Source organism: Streptococcus sp. K0074 (assembly GCF_048843365.1).
Classification (GTDB): Bacteria; Bacillota; Bacilli; order Lactobacillales; family Streptococcaceae; genus Streptococcus; species Streptococcus mitis_BM.
This window is the reverse complement of record NZ_CP184836.1, coordinates 833461-851106: the sequence shown is the minus strand read 5'-3', so window position 1 is coordinate 851106 and position 17646 is coordinate 833461. Positions and strand designations below refer to the sequence as shown.

General features: G+C 40.5%; 13 protein-coding genes and 1 pseudogene. 1 reads left to right on the top strand and 13 read right to left on the bottom strand.

Annotation, left to right across the window (positions count from 1 at the left end):
- Positions 1 to 223: 223 nt before the first annotated feature.
- Positions 224 to 362: pseudogene (locus tag ACN076_RS04125) on the top strand (IS630 family transposase); the annotation flags it as partial.
- Positions 363 to 606: 244 nt separating this feature from the next.
- On the opposite strand, the gene ACN076_RS04120 reads toward ACN076_RS04125, so the two are convergent.
- The 13 genes from ACN076_RS04120 to ACN076_RS04060 all read right to left on the bottom strand — a co-directional run bounded on the left by ACN076_RS04120 (position 607) and on the right by ACN076_RS04060 (position 17554).
- Entirely contained in the window at positions 607 to 1971 is a 1365-nt protein-coding gene (locus ACN076_RS04120) for an amino acid permease (RefSeq protein ID WP_265471589.1), read from the bottom strand.
- Positions 1972 to 2045: 74 nt separating this feature from the next.
- Entirely contained in the window at positions 2046 to 2528 is a 483-nt protein-coding gene (greA, locus tag ACN076_RS04115) for a transcription elongation factor GreA (RefSeq protein WP_420790192.1), read from the bottom strand.
- A 61-nt stretch (positions 2529 to 2589) separates the two neighbouring features.
- Positions 2590 to 4335: an endolytic transglycosylase MltG gene (mltG, locus tag ACN076_RS04110; RefSeq protein WP_420790191.1), complete on the bottom strand. Its 1746-nt coding sequence runs from the start codon at positions 4333 to 4335 to the stop codon at positions 2590 to 2592.
- Between the two features lie 80 nt (positions 4336 to 4415).
- Entirely contained in the window at positions 4416 to 4910 is a 495-nt protein-coding gene (locus ACN076_RS04105) for a GNAT family N-acetyltransferase (protein WP_420790190.1), read from the bottom strand.
- Positions 4907 to 5368 (bottom strand): GNAT family N-acetyltransferase, encoded by a 462-nt coding sequence (locus ACN076_RS04100; protein ID WP_219966852.1) that lies wholly within the window; start codon positions 5366 to 5368, stop codon positions 4907 to 4909. Before ACN076_RS04100 ends, ACN076_RS04105 begins: the two co-directional genes overlap by 4 nt.
- A 9-nt stretch (positions 5369 to 5377) precedes the next feature.
- Positions 5378 to 6712: a UDP-N-acetylmuramate--L-alanine ligase gene (murC, locus tag ACN076_RS04095; protein WP_420790189.1), complete on the bottom strand. Its 1335-nt coding sequence runs from the start codon at positions 6710 to 6712 to the stop codon at positions 5378 to 5380.
- A gap of 10 nt (positions 6713 to 6722) precedes the next feature.
- Complete coding sequence (locus ACN076_RS04090) at positions 6723 to 7340, bottom strand: cystathionine gamma-synthase (RefSeq protein ID WP_420790188.1); 618 nt, start codon at positions 7338 to 7340, stop codon at positions 6723 to 6725.
- 47 nt (positions 7341 to 7387) lie between these two features.
- Positions 7388 to 10486, bottom strand: coding sequence for a DEAD/DEAH box helicase (locus ACN076_RS04085; protein ID WP_420790187.1), 3099 nt, complete (start codon positions 10484 to 10486; stop codon positions 7388 to 7390).
- 92 nt (positions 10487 to 10578) lie between these two features.
- Positions 10579 to 11745, bottom strand: coding sequence for a MalY/PatB family protein (locus ACN076_RS04080; protein WP_237447403.1), 1167 nt, complete (start codon positions 11743 to 11745; stop codon positions 10579 to 10581).
- Positions 11746 to 11752: 7 nt separating this feature from the next.
- Positions 11753 to 12847: a cystathionine gamma-synthase gene (locus tag ACN076_RS04075; RefSeq protein ID WP_020902227.1), complete on the bottom strand. Its 1095-nt coding sequence runs from the start codon at positions 12845 to 12847 to the stop codon at positions 11753 to 11755.
- A gap of 164 nt (positions 12848 to 13011) precedes the next feature.
- Positions 13012 to 13467 carry a hypothetical protein gene (locus ACN076_RS04070; protein WP_084926839.1) on the bottom strand — a complete coding sequence of 152 codons (456 nt, stop codon included), beginning with the start codon at positions 13465 to 13467 and terminating at the stop codon, positions 13012 to 13014.
- A gap of 301 nt (positions 13468 to 13768) precedes the next feature.
- Positions 13769 to 15727: a peptide ABC transporter substrate-binding protein gene (locus ACN076_RS04065; protein WP_084926838.1), complete on the bottom strand. Its 1959-nt coding sequence runs from the start codon at positions 15725 to 15727 to the stop codon at positions 13769 to 13771.
- Between the two features lie 204 nt (positions 15728 to 15931).
- Positions 15932 to 17554, bottom strand: a complete 1623-nt coding sequence (locus tag ACN076_RS04060) for a polysaccharide biosynthesis protein (protein ID WP_261060659.1) — start codon at positions 17552 to 17554, stop codon at positions 15932 to 15934.
- Positions 17555 to 17646 lie beyond the last annotated feature (92 nt).

Sequence of the window (17646 nt, the reverse complement as noted above, 5' to 3'; positions counted from 1 at the left end):
TTTGCAACGCCTGATACATAGTCAGATTTACCACATTTGTATTTCTTTATTCTACTTCACCAAACCATCATTATTATCAACTTGAAATCCAAGTGATTTTTCATCATTGTTCCTTTCCTCAACTTTCATTTAACTAAAATATATATGCACCAAAAACATATAAAATTTATAACATTACATGGTTTCTAACTTATTTTCCGTATGCTATTTTAACAACTATACATTTTTACCTCTTCCTCCCTACTCACCTGAGTACAATCCCATTGAGAAAACATGGGCTCAATCAAAAAGCGCCTCAAAAAGTATTACCAAGTTGCAATACATTTTACGAGACTATTTTATTCTCTTCTTGTTTCAATTGACCATGCTCTTTACTTTAGTTACACAAAGTCTCATATTAATTCTATTACCCCCCCCCCGAAATTGTCAATGATTTTTATGTTAAGTTTTTATTACATTTTCTTTACGTAGCGCCTGTTTTCCTAAGAGATTAAACCTGACAGCTCAAAAATAATACTGATATAATACAGCGTACTATCCTAGATCCAAGCCGCTATATTTTTAAACAAAGAAAAACCCACCAACCTTAGTTGATGAGTTTCAAATCTATTTTCTAAATTTCCACTGGCTATAAATCCCGAAACCGATAATCCAAATAGCTGAACCGATTGCTCCGACAAATGTAGACTCTTGTAAAAAGAGGGTTACAAAGACAAAGGCAAAGAAGAGCATGGTTAAAGGATTTAGGAAACGATAATGGGGCATGAGATAACCATCTACCATAAAGTCTGGTGACTTGCGGTATTTAAGGTGAGCCACCATAATCAAGATATAAATGGCGATATAGACACCTGATGATGATGCCGTAATCAAGGCAAAGGCATCCGAAACACCTGGCAAAACATTGATAAAGGCAGCCAGAGCAATTAAGATTGCTGAAGCGATGATAGCATTTTGTGGCACGTTGTGGCGAGAAAGGGTGTCTGCCTTGATTGCTTTTAGGAAGCGATTTGGCGAATCATGGGCAATCTGATACAAATGACGACCTGTTGAATAAAGGGTTGAGTTAAGGGCAGAAGCTGCTGATGTCAAAACGACGAAGTTAATCAAGGCTGCTGCCCACTTGATACCTGCCAATTCAAATACTGTAACAAAAGGAGAATCAGCCGAAGCAAGTTCACGCCACGGAATGATAGCCATGATGGCTAAGAGGGCACCACCGTAGAAAAAGGCGATTCGCAAAGGAATTTCCTTAACGGCTTTTGGCAAGACCTGACGTGGATTTTTGGTTTCAGAAGTTGTTACTCCAATAAACTCAATCATTAGATAAGCAAAGAAAACCATCTGAAAGGCCATGACAAAGTTCACTCCACCATTTGGGAAGAGGGAGAAATTGTCGGCGATATTGGCCAAACTTGCTACTCCATGTGGTGTCTTAAAGCCTGTCAAGACCATAAAGACTCCTGTGGCAATCATAGCTAAAATAGCCACAATCTTGACCATAGCAAACCAAAACTCAACTTCTCCAAAGAGCTTCACCGCAATCAGATTGACCAAGGCTAGAATGGTCAAAAATCCAATCTCAATCATCCAACTTGGCCAAGTTGGGAACCAAAATTGCACATAATGTGCGATAGCAGTGATTTCCGCCATACCGATAAAAACAACGGATAGCCAATAGGACCAAACTGAGAAATAACCCCAGCCCTTACCTAAATGGCGCGTGATAAAGTTGATAAAGGTATGTTGCTCAGGATCTTGGTAGAGCATTTCCCCAACCGCACGCATCATGAGGAACATAAAGGCCCCTGTAATCATATAAATCAGCACAATGGAAGGACCTGTTAGGCTAATAGAGCGACCTGCTCCCAAAAAGAGTCCTGTTCCAATTGTTCCCGCAATGGCCATAACCTGCACGTGACGATTGGTCAGACCACGCTCCATCTTATTTTTTTTCTTCTTTGAACTCATATCGTCTCCAATTCAATTTAAAATGGAAAAAGGAGTGAGTGAAGCGCACAGCCTCCCCACTCCTTTTTTTGTTTTTAGACTGTTTTTTCAACCTTTAAGATTTTTACATCATAGCTACCAACAGGTGTTTCAATGGTTGCTGTATCACCTGTTTTCTTACCAATCAAGGCTTGTCCAATTGGGCTTTCATTTGAAACCTTACCTGCAAAGGCATCCGCACCTGCTGAACCTACGATAATATAAACTTCTTCTTCGTCCTCACCAATTTCTTGGATAGTAACTGTTTTCCCAATCGCTACTTCGTCTTGGGCAACTGAGTCACTATTGACGATTTCAGCATAACGGATTTTTGTTTCCAAGCTAGAGATTTGTCCTTCAACAAAGGCTTGTTCATCCTTAGCTGCTTCGTATTCACTGTTTTCTGAAAGGTCACCGTATGAACGAGCAATCTTAATACGTTCTACCACTTCTGGTCGGCGGACCAATTTCAATTCTTCTAATTCTTTTTCAAGTTTTTCCTTTTCCGCAAGGGTCATAGGATATGTTTTTTCTGCCATTTTTCTCAACTTTCTTCTGATGATATTTTCTAAAGAAAATTATGTGAAGTATCACATAATTTTAGTTTGTTTGGTTTAATTTGCTGTTGACATGTTCGGCAACATTCCGATCATGTTCTTCTTTATTGCTAGCATAGTAGACCTTACCATCTGTCACGTCTGCAACAAAGTAAAGGTTATCACTCTTAGTCTGATTGATACTTGACTCGATAGCATCCAAGCTTGGACTATCTACCGGACCAGGCATGAGGCCTAGATTTGTATAAACATTGTATGGTGAATTAATCGATGTATCAATTCCAGCATCGTCGGCAAGACTAATCTTCTGACCAAGTTTTCCTTGGGCATACAAGATGGAAATATTGCTTTGAAGTGGCATACCAAGATTCAAGCGATTGTAGAATACACCTGCAATCAACTTACGGTCTTCCGTCTTAGCTCCTTCTTTTTCGACAAGAGAAGCAATGGTCAGCAATTCATTGACCGTCAAATTCTTAGACTTAATCGTACTGTAATGAGGTGCCAAAGTCTTGTCCATAGCTGCCAACATCTCATCAATCAAGCTTTCAATAGTTGTACTTTCCTTGATAGAATATGTAGCTGGGAAGAGGAAACCTTCCAAACGGTAACGAACGCCACTTTCCTTTGTAGGTAAGCTTTCAAGTAGACTCGGATATTTGGCAACTTCTTGGCTGATAAAGTTCTCATCTTGAACTTTTGCCAGAAAGGCATCCGCTGTCAAAGGCTCTTTGAAGTCACCTTGCAATTGACCCACAGCTTGTGCCATTTGATCAATCGTATAACCTTCTGGAATTGTTAAATTCGCAAGCGCAGGTTCTTGAGCTTCAGCTGTTCCACCTTTTTGCAATTCATGGATGATATCTTCTGTACTCATACTCTTTTGCAAATTGTAATAGCCAGACTTCAAATCTGAATAATTTTTATATTTCGCATAAAAAGCAAAAATCACTCCGTGTTTAATCAAACCAGACTTTTCAAGAGTTGAACCAATTGTTTGAACATTAGCTCCTTCTGGGATTTGCACTGTCACATATTGTTTAGATGAAGCATCCACAGGCTGTAAAGATGACTGAACATACTGATAACCGAAGTAACCACCTGCTGAAATCAAGCCTAGGAAAATTAGTAGGGAAATGAAGAAGGTCTTGAATCCTGATTTTTTCTTCTTAGTAGGCTGAACTGTCTCACGACGGCTACGACGTGGAGTTGTAGATATTTCTTCTACAGCTTTCTTTTCCACTACTGGTTGTGAAGTAGGAACTTCTTTTTTTACTACTTCTTTCTGCCCCTCTGTCTTATAAGAAACAGCTACTCTTGTTGGAATTTCATTAAATTCCTTTTCCACTTTTCTAGGACTAACAGGTCCTGGAGTTGGTCTTGATACTCCCTCCGCTGATGGAGTAGAAGGTCCTTCTTGACTCGGGTGACTAGGAGCAAGTGGAGCTTGTCTTACAGCCTCTTCTGCAGGAGAAGAAGGCACATCTTGACTTGGATGACTTGGAACAGTAAGAGTTTCTCTTTTAATCTCATCTGATGGAGAAGCCGGTACATCTTGACTTGGGTGAGTAGGCACGGTAGGAGCTTTTCTCATAATCTCCTCTACAGCTGATAGAGAATCTTCCATTATCTCTTCTATCGACTGGTCATTTTTAGAAGAAAATTGGGGTTTTATTGAAGCTAAATCAACTTCCTCCTGATCTTCTTCATGTTTTTTAACTCGTTCTAAATCTCGTAAAATCTGCTCTTTAAAGCTTAATTTTTCTTCTTCTCTTGACTTTTCACTCAAAAGTTTTTCCTCCTCGTTGACAATCCATAATATTATATCTTAAAAGTCTAGGAAAAGCAACCTATGATGCCTTGTCTTGCCTATTTTTTAGCTTCCCAGACCATATCATACCAAGTTTCCCCTGCAAATGTTGACTGGGACAAGCCTTCGTTGACAAATCCGTGTTTTTCATAGTAGGCGATAAGATAGTCATGACAGGTTAGGTTAATGCCTTCTCTCTCATCTTCAAGAGCAAGTTCTTTCAAGGTTGTTAGCAATTTCTGCCCCAGTCCGAGGCCCTGTGCCTCCTTGGCAATAGAGAGACAGGTCACAGAGATATAGCCACCAGTCTCATGACTATAGTCTTTTATGTCTTCTGTAAAAGACTGGTCTTGTAGATAGCGGTGAGGGACAACTGGCCCTTCGATATAACCAATAATCTTACCTTCTTTTTCCGCAACCAGAAAAGAGGTCTGAATTTCTCGCAAATGCACCTCAAAGACAGATCGAGGAATAGCTTCTTCTACCGAGAAATTCTCTAGTTCAATCTCGACAATCCGATCCAAATCTTCTAATTTTGCTTGTCTGATTTTCATTGTACCTCCAGATAAAAGGGATTAAACCAAATCATACTATAGCCCTGGCTAGTTACATAAAGGGAGGTTTCTTCATCAATAAAACCGTTCATTTCAAAATAGGAAAGCAGCTCATCAGGACTCTCCAAACGAATCCCCTTGTACTCCAGCTCAACTGCCACCTCTTTCAAAGCTGCAAGAAGAAGTGTTCCCAACCCCTGTCTCTGATGGTCAGACTCAATGACTAAAGAAAGTACTTTTAGACATTGCGGATTGTCTGACTGAGGACTTGATAGAATATAGCCTAACAGTTGATTTTCATCCCTAGCTAGAAGAAAGGTATCCGCACACTTACGGATACTTTCTTCTAAGATATGGGAAGGTTGCTGCTTTTCAGCTGGAAAAGACGAGGTCTGAATCGCCTCTATCTCAGCCAAATCAGACTTATTTGCCTGAATGATCTTAATTGGAATTTCCATGGGAACATCCTACTGAACATTGCTTGTCAAGTTAGACAAGAGACGCTCAAATGAGTATTCATAGGTTTGGATGTCTCCTGCTCCCATAAAGACATAGACAGCATTATCATGGTCTAGGAGTGGAGAAACATTTTCAACAGTGATCACTTGGTGTTTCTTATTGATTTTATTGGCTAGGTCTTCTACCTTAACATCACCATGGTCTACTTCACGAGCAGATCCATAGATTTGTGCTAGATAAACCGCATCCGCTTGATTCAAAGCGTGGGCAAAGTCGTCCAACAAAGCAATGGTTCTGGTAAAAGTATGCGGTTGGAAGACTGCTACAATTTCCTTGCTTGGGTATTTCTGACGAGCTGCATCCAAGGTCGCAATGATTTCTGTTGGATGGTGAGCAAAGTCATCGATAATCACTGTATCATTGACAATTTTCTCAGTGAAACGACGCTTAACACCGGCAAATGTTTTCAAGTGCTCACGCACCAAGTTCAAATCAAATCCTGCTGTGTAAAGCAATCCGATAACGGCTGTCGCATTCATGATATTGTGACGACCAAAGGTTGGAATGTGGAATTGACCCAATTCTTGTCCACGGAAGTGAACTGTGAAGGTTGAACCAGTTGTTGAACGAAGGAGATCGCTAGCTACAAAGTCATTACCCTCAGTTTCAAAACCATAATAATAAATCGGAGCATTGGCTGTAATTTTACGCAATTCTGCATCTTCACCATAGACAAAAAGACCCTTGGTAATTTGTTTGGCATAGTCATTAAAGGCATTGAAAACATCCTCTAGACTTGTGAAATAGTCTGGATGGTCAAAGTCAATGTTGGTGATAATAGAGTATTCTGGATGGTAAGGCATAAAGTGACGCTCATATTCGTCAGATTCAAAGACAAAATATTTGGCATTGGCCGAACCACGACCTGTTCCATCTCCAATCAAGAAGCTGGTGTCTGTGATGTGAGACAAGACATGAGACAACATACCTGTTGTTGAAGTTTTTCCGTGCGCACCAGCAACTCCCATGCTGACAAAGTCACGCATAAAGCTACCTAGAAACTCATGGTAACGTTTGTAGCTGATGCCATTTTGGTCCGCATAAGCAATTTCGACGTTGTTATCTGGACGAAAGGCATTTCCAGCAATAATTTCCATATCACCGTCTAGATTCTTTTCATCAAAAGGAAGAATGGTAATTCCTGCCTGCTCAAGACCACGTTGAGTAAAGTAGTACTTTTCAACATCTGATCCCTGTACCTTATGACCCATTTGGTGCAACATCAAGGCCAAGGCACTCATCCCTGATCCCTTAATTCCGATAAAATGATATGTCTTTGACATGTTTCCTCCCCTATTCTGTAATTCTGGTCAGATTCAACTCTTGGGCAACCCGACGTTCTTGTTCTGTTTGTTTACTTTTTTTATTGTAGATTTGGCTCTTCTTTAGAAAATCATAGTTGTTTTTCTTTGGAGCAGATGCTGACACTTCTTCATTCTTAGTAGGTATAGAATGAACTTCTTCCGCCAAGATGTAATGAGACTGGGTCAATTTTTGACTATATTTGACAAATTCACCAGGATTTTCCTTTTGGAAAGGAGCGGTAGGTTGATTGCCCTTTCTAACTAGACTTGGCTGAGAATGGCGTCTTGTAGGAGTGATGTCCTTAGTAAGATAGCTTGCCGAGCGTTTCTTTTTCAAATCCGCACGCGCTTCTTCACGCGCCACCTCCGCATAGCTCTTTCCTTCTTTTTTTACCCCTAAAGGAGCCTTTTTAGGTTTCTCTACTTGCTTTTCAATCGGTTTGACTGGTGTTTCTTCAGCAATAGGAGCCCATTCTAAATAATTTTTATCTCGATACTCACCCTTGATATTACTGATCAGATCAGACTCATCATAGAGATTCATGACTGGCATTTCAGTCAACATGACCTCGTCATCTGACACCAATGGAAATCGTTCTTGTTTCATTTTCTATTTCCTTTCAACACTTCATTATAGCGTATTGTCTTGATTTTTCAAGTGCTGACTTCAGAAATTCCCAAAATTTCTCTAATTTCTGCTAGGGTCAGGCTGCCACGTGACTCTGTTCCGTCCAATACTTGTGACACCAAATGTTTCTTTTGTTCTTGGAGTTCCTGAATTTTTTCTTCGATAGTTCCTTTAGTTACCAAGCGATAGACCTCTACCATTTCCTCTTGTCCCATCCGATGGGCACGGCCAATGGCTTGCGCCTCCACCGCAGGATTCCACCAAAGGTCGACCAAGATAACCGTATCAGCACCTGTTAGGTTCAGACCGACCCCACCTGCCTTGAGGGAAATCAGAAAGGCATCTCGTTCACCTTGGTTAAAGGCCTTGGTCATATCTTGTCTTTCCTTGGCTGGGGTTGAACCTGTAATTTTAAAGGAAGTCAAGCCCAAGTCTGGCAGTTCTTGTTCTATTTTCTCCAACATTCCCTTGAACTGTGAGAAAATCAAGACACGGTGTCCGCCGTCTGCCACCTGTAGCAGCAGGTCTCGGAGACTATCTAGTTTGCCGCTGGCTCCCTGATAATCTTCCATAAAGAGGGCAGGGGTGTCACAGATTTGACGCAAGCGCATCAGACCAGACAAAATTTCCACTCGACTACGCTGAAATTCCTGATCTGACACCTGAGCCAAACGGTCTCGCATCTGTTGTAACTGGGCTAGGTAGATAGCCTTTTGCTGGTCTTCCAGTTCATTCTTATAAACCACTTCAATCAAGTCTGGTAATTCAGTCAGAACTTCTTCTTTCTTGCGCCGCATCACGAAAGGTTTGATAAACTGAGCAACGCGCTCAGCTGGTAATTTCATAAATTCTTTCTTGCTTGGCAAAAGTCCTGGCATGACGATTTGGAAAATAGACCACAGCTCACCTAGATGGTTTTCAATCGGAGTCCCTGACAAGGCAAAGACCGACGGCACCACAAACTGTCTCAAGGTCTGAGCGATCTTAGTCTGGGTATTTTTCATGACCTGAGCCTCATCTAAGAAAAGGAAGTCAAAGGCCATCCCCTGATAAAGATTACTGTCCTGACGAAAGGTAGCATAACTAGTCACATAGATTTGATGGCTCTCAACAAGAATCTCTTCTCGACCAGATTTCAAACCATGAACAACAGCCACATCCAACTGTGGAGCAAATTTCTGAAACTCATCTGCCCAGTTGTAGATTAAACCTGACGGTGCTAAAATCAAAACCCGACTTTCTTTTGTCACTTGACTGGTCAAAAAAGCAATGGTCTGCAGGGTTTTACCAAGTCCCATATCATCAGCCAAAATCCCACCAAAACCATAATGATAGAGCATTTGTAGCCAGCTGATTCCCTTTTCCTGATAATCTCGCAAATCAGCCTGAACCTGAGTTGCTTGTCTAGGGAAGTCCTCTGGATGCGTCAAATCGTGAGCCAGATTCTGGAATTCTTGTGAAAAAGAAACACGATCTCGTCCTTCAAAGAGATGAGCTAAACTATAAGCCAAAGATTTTCGAGCCTGCAAGGCCCCATCTTTTAATTCAAACTGCCCCAGTTCCTGTAGATTTTGGCGAATTTTCTTGGTTTCTTCATCGAAAAAGTAGACTTTATTAGACGAATCAATATAAAAATCTCGATTATCAACCAAGGCCTGCATAGCTTGGTCAATTTCCTCTTGGGCTATATCTTGAAAATCAAACTGGATTTCCAAGAGACCTCCCTTGGAAGCAATCTGCACTTGAGGGCTTGCTAGGTTATAGAGTTCTTCTAACTTGTCTGATAAATCAACATTCCCCAGTTTTTCAAAGACTGGAATGATTTCGTGGAAGAAATGATAAACAGACTCTGCTTTTAGGGCCTGACGCCAAGATTGAAAGTCTGCTTCAAAACCTGCAACCAAACAGACTTGGAAAACTCTTTCTTCTAAGTCAGCATCACTCGAAAATGGTAATTTTTCTAGCTCTTGTCGGCTTGATACCTGCCTATCCCCATAATCAAACTGAATCTCTAAACGAATCCGATTGTCTTCTTCCCTGTCAAAGTAAAAAGAGGGCTCAAAGGATTTGATTTGTAGACGTTCTGGAGCTGAAACGGTCCCCATCTGGCTAAAAAGAGTTAAACAAGAAGCTAACTTATCGCGGTCACTGCTATCAAATTGCAAGTATTTCTTTCCATGCTGATCCACAGGTAGCGCTTTGATTTCCTTGAGAAGACGCATCTGCTGATCGGTTAGAAAATAAACCTGTCCTTTATGAAACAGCACAACTCCCTGATAAAAGACATTGACCCTGGGGCTCTCGCTGATTTCCATTTCAAAATAATCCGAGTATGCTGTTACTGTAAAGGCAAATAAATTGGCACCCGCATTCATATCCTGAAAAAGCAGGGTTTGGTAGCTATCCACTTGATGGTCAAATTGAAAATGGAGCAAGGCCATCAGTAAATTCACACCCTGCTCAAAAAAAGTCAGAGGAAAAAAGAGATGCCGACCTTGGTTTTGGAAAAAGAGGTCTGGAGCCAGTCCTTCTTGCGTTAAACCCCGCAAGAAAGTAAGAAGTTCTTGGCTGGCTTCATCAAAGGCTTCCCAAGATAGAGACTCCTCATAAGTTTTACCAATCATATAAGGTTTTCTCTGCTCGACAACTTTTAAAAAGAGTGGAATATCCCGAATGACATAGTATTTTTGACTTTTAATTTGCCCAATTCTCAGGGTCCACAAGATACGGTTACTTCCTGCTTCCACTTGTCCCACGGCCGATAATTCATAAGCGCGTTCTGATTTTGGAGACAATATTCGTTCTAAAAATTTGCCACCCAAGGTCACCTTGGTTTCAACGGCCTCTTTTTCTTCATGACCTTCTTCCAGACTCTGCAAGATTTCTTGGCCACGCTCATCATTTTTTAGAAAATGCTCCAAAGCCGCCAAATGCACACAGTAGCCCTTCTTTTGGAAAAAATCGCAGGCACAAAAAACCAAATCATCCTCTAAACTATAGCGCAGTTCTTCTTCTGCAACGCGAGCGTAGAGCCGATTGTTCTTTTCCTTGATAATGTCAACCTTACCAGTTTCATAAAGGGCAACGCCTTCGATACGGACTTTCCCCGGAATCAATTTAGCCATATTTTTACCTTTACCTTATCTTTTTATTATACCATATTTTCCCCTATGAAAATAGCCTTCTAGAGATACTTTTCTCCTAGAAGGCAGGATTTTTAAAGTTTGGAAAAAGTGATAACGATACGCTGACACACTTCTTGCAGCAGGGATTTAGGCATGGCTACATTGAGACGGGCATGGAGACTTCCTTCCTCCCCAAAATCCAAACCACGGTTGAGGATAACCTTGGCTTCATTTCTCAAAAGCTCTTGTAATGTTTCATCAGTCAGGTCATAGGCTGAAAAATCAAGCCAAATCAAGTAGGTTCCTTGCGGTTTCATGACCTTGATTTTAGTATCTTTTCCAAATAAATCCACCACATAATTGATATGGTCTTCAAAGACTTGCTTGAGTTCCTCTAACCAATCTTTACCGTATCGATAGGCAGCTTCTGTCGCCAAATAACCCAAGCCTGAAATTTCATGCTGGTTATTGGCCAACTGGCGTTTCTGGTAAGCCACTCGCAACTTAGGATTTTCAATAACTGCATATGAATTTTTTGTTCCAGCAATATTAAAGGTTTTAGTGGCACTAGTCAAGACGATAGCAAATTCTTTAAAGTCAGGATTGATGGTATTGAAGGAATGATGCTTGTGACCAAAGAGGGCCAAATCTTGGTGAATCTCATCTGAAACCAAGAAAACACCGTGTTTTTGGCAGAGTTGGCCAATCTTCTCCAACACTTCCTTTTCCCAAACACGTCCACCAGGATTGTGAGGGTTGCAAAGAATATAAAGTTTGACATCCTCTTCTACCAAATCCTTTTCAAGTCGGTCAAAGTCAATCTCAAACAGACCATCCTTTTCCACCAAAGAATTGGTAATCAATCTACGGTTATTCAACTTGACACTGCGTGCAAAGGGTGGATAGACAGGTGTGTTAATCAAAACCGCATCGCCTTCTTTTGTAAAGGCTTGAATAGCTGTTGAGATGGCTGGTACCACACCCTCGATAAAGACAAGAGCCTCTTTGTCAAAGTGGTAACCGTGTTGTGTGGCTTCCCACTTTTGAACTTCCTTAATTAACTCTTCACTGGCATAGGTATAGCCATAAACCAGTTGATCAGCGTAAGTTTGCACAGCTTGGCGGATTTCAGGCAAGACTACAAAGTCCATATCCGCTATCCAAGCTGGTAGGACTTCACTATCCGTTTCTGCTTCTTTCCATTTATAGGTATGGTGCCCTAAACGATTGGGCAGGCTTGTAAAATCATATTTTCCCATCTTTGTCTTATCCTTCCAAGGCTTGACGCAAATCTGCAATCAAATCTCTAGCATCCTCAATCCCAATCGACAAGCGCAAGAGGTCATCTGTCAAACCATAAGAATGGCGCACTTCTGCTGGAATATCAGCATGAGTTTGCGTCGTTGGATAAGTAATGAGACTTTCTACCCCACCCAAACTTTCGGCAAAAGAGAAAACCTTGAGGCTATTCAAGATATGTGGAATGCGTGTTTCATCCGCCACTTTAAAGGAAATCATACCTCCACGACCAGTGTAGAGAACTTCCTTAACTGCTGGAGAATCCTTCAAAAAGGCAACCACTTCTTGGGCATTGGCTGTTGAGCGCTCCATACGAAGAGATAAGGTCTTGAGACCACGAATCAATTGATAACTGTCAAATGGAGACAAGACTGCCCCTGTCGTATTGAGATTGTAAAAGAGTTTCTCGTATAGTTCTAAACTATTGGTCACAACCACTCCAGCCAAGACATCATTGTGACCTGCTAGATACTTGGTTGCTGAATGGAGAACGATATCTGCTCCATCTTCAATCGGACGTTGGTAGATAGGGCTGTAGAAGGTATTGTCCACCACCACTTTGGCACCTTTAGCATGAGCCAGTTTTGCTAGTTTTTCGATATCAAATTCCAACATCAAAGGATTGGTTGGTGTTTCGATATAGAGAACATCCACGTCCTTTTCTAACTCAGCAATCAACTCTTCTTCTGTATTGGCATAGGTAAAATGGAAACGACCTTCCTGCTCCACTTGGTTGAACCAGCGGAAAGAACCTCCGTAAAGGTCACGCACTGCTAAAACCTTACTTCCTACTGGGAAAACGCTAAAGGCCAATACAATAGCTGACATCCCTGAGCTAGTCGCTAGGGCATAGTCTGCTGATTCAATGGCTGCCAAGACTTCTTCAGCCTTACTGCGAGTTGGGTTTTTAGTGCGTGTATAGTCAAAACCAGTAGATTTACCAAACTCTGGATGCTGATAGGTCGTTGAAAAATGTAGCGGTGTCACCAAAGCTCCTGTCGCTTCGTCTGACTTGATACCCGCCTGGGCCAAAATTGTGTTGATGTGTAATTCCTTGCTCATACAATACCTCCAAATCTATAGTAACTATTGTACCACTTATTTTCATCAACTCATTTTCTTCTTTTCAAGAGCTAGCTATAGTTTCAAACTATATACTTATGGAGTAAAGCTAAAAAGAATCCAGAAAATATTCCAGATTCTTTTGTGAAAATCCTTGCTAGGGCTTACTTGGACCGAAAGAAATCCTGTTGAGCTAAATAGTCATAATGCTCTTTGTTAAATTGATACTGGCCCACATGCTGACTAATCTGACCGACATCCACGGAAAAAATATAGGCTTCATTTTGATAGTTCCAATTCAGCCTAACTGCATTCAAGACTGGCTTATAAGTAAAATCTTTAACTTGATTCCAAGGCATCTCAAGGACTTGATTAAAACGATTCTCAGTTATATCACTGATGTCCATCAAATAGATCCCCTTAGGTGTGAATGCCAGAATCTTAGGCTTCACACTCGACTGAACATAGTAACTTCCTCCTATAACGAAGAAATCAATAAAAGATTTCAGCCATGTCTTTTTCTTGAAGGCCATCAGAAAATTCTTTTGCCCTTCAATGTGGCAAGTTGAAAGAAATGATTCAATCTGTTTTTCTGTTGCAAACTCCATAATAGCACCCATGATGTTACCTCCATAACGATTACTACATAGCCAGATAAGAACTCTTCACATAAAGAAGAACCTATCATTTGTTGCATTTTATCTTACTTTTCCAGTAGATGACATCCCTCCTATAACATTACACTAGCATGTGCATACTTCAATCAACATTGGGTAAATTTTCGAACGTAGTTTCTTATATTCATTATAACATAAATTTAATAAAGCAATTAAAAAATGTAAGCACTTTTCTTCCAACTTCGCTACCATTCTATTAAAAAACGACAGCTTCTTTCGAAACCATCGTTTTCTTTAAAAATCCTTATTTGACATGTTTTGCCAATTCTTCTTGAGCTTTTTTATTGGATTCTTCTTTTTCTTTCAGCCATTTTTCTTTAGCTTTTTCATATTCATCTTTTGTGACTGTTTTATCTTGTACTTTGAGGTATTTATAGGATTCGATTCCTTTATTACCAGCTAATGAATATGGTTCTGAGAAAGGAACTGTTTTTCTCAATACTGGTGTTCCCCCCTTAGAAATATTTGGAATCGCTAAAGCGCTATCTACCAACCATGCTTGGATCTCAGCATACTTTTCATAGCGTTTTGCAAGATCTTGCTCCTTATTGGCTTCTTCCAGCATTTGAGTGTAGATATCCAGTCCAACAGCCTTAGCCTTATCATTAGATTCACCAGGCTCTATACCCAGATTTTGCAACACTCCACCGCTCTTCACATTGAAAATATCAAGATAAGTTGATGGATCTTGATAGTCAGATCCCCAACCACCGTTGTAAAGATCATAATCTTTCTGAGCAGCAGTTTGAGCCAGATAGCTTGTACTATCATAGTCTTCAGTGGAGAGTTGTTGAATATCAATTACAACATTATCTGCACCTAAGGCTGCTTCAATAGATTGTTTCATAGAATTTGCCTCTTGGACACCCTTTTTAGCAGCTTGGTCAACTGTCATGTCCAAGTGGATAGGGAATTGAACTCCTTTAGCTTGGAGTTCTTTCTTAGCCTCTGCAAATTTAGCCTTGGCTTTTTCAGCATTGTAGTATGGATCTTGGGCATCCGCAAAGTTGATTCCTTGCCATTCCTTACCATAATTGACCATCTTAGAGGCTACTACTTCACCAAAGTCTTTTCCGTTGATACTTACAAAGTTTGGAGGAACAACCAAGTTACGCAAAATCTTAGTTGCACCATCTTCTCCTTGAGATTGAGCCCCGTAAGCTGTACGATCATATGCAAAGTTGATGGCTTGACGGAAGTTTTTGTTAAGAACCGCTTCTTGAGTCGATTTCTTCTCAGCATCACTTGTTTTTGAAGTGAATTTATAAGATTTTCTATCTAGGTTAAAGTTTAAGAAGTAAGAAGTAGCATCTTGCAAGCTATAGATGATATTGTCCTTATTCTTTTCTTTAATTCCTTCAAAACTTGAACTATTTGGATAAAGACGAGCATAGCTATAAGCACCTTCTACAAAGTTACGAGCCAGTGCATCTTGGTCACTACCATCATAATAGGCCAATTTCACATCATCTACAAAGACATTTTTAGCATCCCAGTAGTTCGGATTTTTCTTGAATTCAATGACAGATTTTGAAACAAAGGATTTCATCAAGAAAGGTCCATTGTACAAAATACTAGATGGGTCTACCTTCCCAAAATCATCCCCTTTTGATTTCAAGAAATCCGCATTGACTGGGAAGAGAATGGTTGAGGTTGTTTTTGAGTTCCAGTAAGATTCTGGTCGTGTCAAGGTATATTGAACAGTTTGGTCATCAAGAGCCTTGACTCCGACAGTTGAAAAGTCGCTTGTTTTACCGTTAATGTAATCATCCAAACCAGCAACGGATTCTTGCACCAAGTACAAGGCTTCTGATTTTTTATCAGCCGCATATTTCAAACCAGTTACAAAATCTTGGGCAGTTACAGGAGCATATTCTTCCCCATCTGCAGTATACCATTTCGCATCTTTCCGCAGTTTGTATGTATAGGTCAAACCGTCCTTAGAAACACTCCAATCCTCTGCCAAAGATGGAATATAGTTTCCATACTGGTCATTTTCCATGAGCCCATCTACCAAATTAACCACGATATCATTGGTCGTTGCACGGTTTTCTGCTAGATAATTCAAACTAGACGGATCACTGGTATAAACATAGTTATATGTTTTTGACCCTGTGCTAGAACTTCCACACGCGCTTAATAAAATACCTGCACTTAACACGACACCTGCAAGTGCTGCATACTTGGCTTTAGACTTTTTCATCTCCAGAACCTCCTGATTTAAATATTTGTCTTATTATACAACTTGAGTTTTATTTAGTCAATAGCTTTTTAAGTAAAATTTAAGAAAAATAAAATTACCATCTACAAACTTTAGTTATCATTCTACAAATTAATAAAAAAGAGAATAATCTAAGCATTTCATGATAGAAACGTTCAAATTATTCCTTTTATTTATAAATGTTTTTTAAGTTAATTTTAATTTGATTCGTAAGCGATCTGCTTGAGCTTTTCCAATCACCTTATCCAACAAACGGGTACGGAGACTCATAACTCCATAAACACCTCCACCCATGGCACCGACAAGGGCCACATATAGAAAACTCCACAAACGTCCACTTGGTTGGAAGACAAATCCTAAAATCCACTGGAATGTCCCAACTACTAGAAACATGAAAATAGTTAACAAACTGATTAAAATGGTTCGTTTCAAAATCACCTTGCGCTTAACACCAGTTACCTTGCAAATGTCCCGATACATTAAAACATTAGGAATGATGAGACCGATGGTTGTTGAAATCAAAGGCCCGTAACTGTGAAAGAGAGCGATGGTTGGCAGTTGCAAGACCAGCTTGGCAATGGAACCATAGATAAAATAGAGAACTGCCTTGCGGTTGCGGAACATGGCTTGAAGCATTGGAGACAAGACCATGTACAAGCCTAAAATAGTAGACTGCAAAACTGCAAAGACAAACAAGCCCATAGCCAAACTATCTGGCTTGCCATAGAAGACAGTATAGAGAGGTTCTCCTACCATGACTACTCCAACCGTTGCTGGTAGCAAGAATAGGAAAAGCATGGTAATGCTGTCCTGAACGAGACGAGAAGCCGCCTTCAAGTCCCCCTTAACATAGTTTTCAGTCAAAAGTGGCAAACCTACACTCCCAATCGAAACCCCAACAGAAATCAAAATCATAGTGATTTTATTAGGATTGGCAGAGAAATAAGAAAACATGACAACCAAGTCTTCATTACTATAGTTGGTAAACCAACTCATACTATTGATAAAGGTCATCTGGTCCAAAATCTGGAAAAGCTGGATAGCAGACCCTGTCAGGATAAAAGGAATGGCTTCCTTAATGGTGTCGATCAAAAGACGCTTACTATTAATCTTATCTCCTGTTTCAAGGACTCTTTTAAGCAATCCTTCTTTGGCAAGAAAATAGATCAAAACTGCAAAACTAGCTACCATGCCGACAAAGGCAGCAAAGGTGGATTGGGTAACCGCTGCTAGATAATCTCCTGAGCCCATTTTCATAATCATAAAGGTAGCTAAGAGCATCCAGATAACACGAATGACCTGCTCAGCGATTTGGCTCATGGCATAAGGTTTCAGGTTATTCATCCCTTGGAAGAAGCCTCGAATCACACTCATAGATGGGAAAATCAAGACCGCCCAAGCCAAGCTCTGCATGATTGGGATCAGGTCTTTCCCTACACCTGACAAATCTGCTAGCCAAGGAGCAAAGACATACAAGACTAGTGCAAAAACAAGACCTAATCCAGTCATAAAGCCTAAAAAGCTCCGAATCAGGGCAAAGCTATGCTCTTCTTCTCGCATGGTATTGTACTTGGCCACTTGCTTGGCCACCGCAACTGGAATACCCGCTGTTGAAACCAGCAAGAACCAGGCATAGATATTGTAGCCCATGGTAAAGAGACCATTTGCTGTAGCCGCATAAGACCCCATCCATATATACCAAGGGATGATATAAATGGCACCGAGTAGACGACTGATAAAGTTACTAGCCGTTAGCCAAGCAGTCCCCCGTAACATCTGGGCCTGCTGGTGATTGTTTTCGTTAGACATAGATTCCTCATTTAATTTTAATCACTAGGAAAACTTCCTCATCTTCCATTATAAACTTTTCCTTGTCACTTGTAAATTTACGACTTTCGGTT

Excerpts from the sequence above, each read along its gene's own strand:
- ACN076_RS04120 (WP_265471589.1), bottom strand. The coding sequence starts at position 1,971 with ATGAGTTCAAAGAAGAAAAAAAATAAGATGGAGCGTGGTCTGACCAAT.
- greA (WP_420790192.1), bottom strand. The coding sequence starts at position 2,528 with ATGGCAGAAAAAACATATCCTATGACCCTTGCGGAAAAGGAAAAACTT.
- ACN076_RS04105 (WP_420790190.1), bottom strand. The coding sequence starts at position 4,910 with ATGAAAATCAGACAAGCAAAATTAGAAGATTTGGATCGGATTGTCGAG.
- ACN076_RS04100 (WP_219966852.1), bottom strand. The coding sequence starts at position 5,368 with ATGGAAATTCCAATTAAGATCATTCAGGCAAATAAGTCTGATTTGGCT.
- murC (WP_420790189.1), bottom strand. The coding sequence starts at position 6,712 with ATGTCAAAGACATATCATTTTATCGGAATTAAGGGATCAGGGATGAGT.
- ACN076_RS04090 (WP_420790188.1), bottom strand. The coding sequence starts at position 7,340 with ATGAAACAAGAACGATTTCCATTGGTGTCAGATGACGAGGTCATGTTG.
- ACN076_RS04085 (WP_420790187.1), bottom strand. The coding sequence starts at position 10,486 with ATGGCTAAATTGATTCCGGGGAAAGTCCGTATCGAAGGCGTTGCCCTT.
- ACN076_RS04080 (WP_237447403.1), bottom strand. The coding sequence starts at position 11,745 with ATGGGAAAATATGATTTTACAAGCCTGCCCAATCGTTTAGGGCACCAT.
- ACN076_RS04075 (WP_020902227.1), bottom strand. The coding sequence starts at position 12,847 with ATGAGCAAGGAATTACACATCAACACAATTTTGGCCCAGGCGGGTATC.
- ACN076_RS04070 (WP_084926839.1), bottom strand. The coding sequence starts at position 13,467 with ATGGGTGCTATTATGGAGTTTGCAACAGAAAAACAGATTGAATCATTT.
- ACN076_RS04065 (WP_084926838.1), bottom strand. The coding sequence starts at position 15,727 with ATGAAAAAGTCTAAAGCCAAGTATGCAGCACTTGCAGGTGTCGTGTTA.
- ACN076_RS04060 (WP_261060659.1), bottom strand. The coding sequence starts at position 17,554 with ATGTCTAACGAAAACAATCACCAGCAGGCCCAGATGTTACGGGGGACT.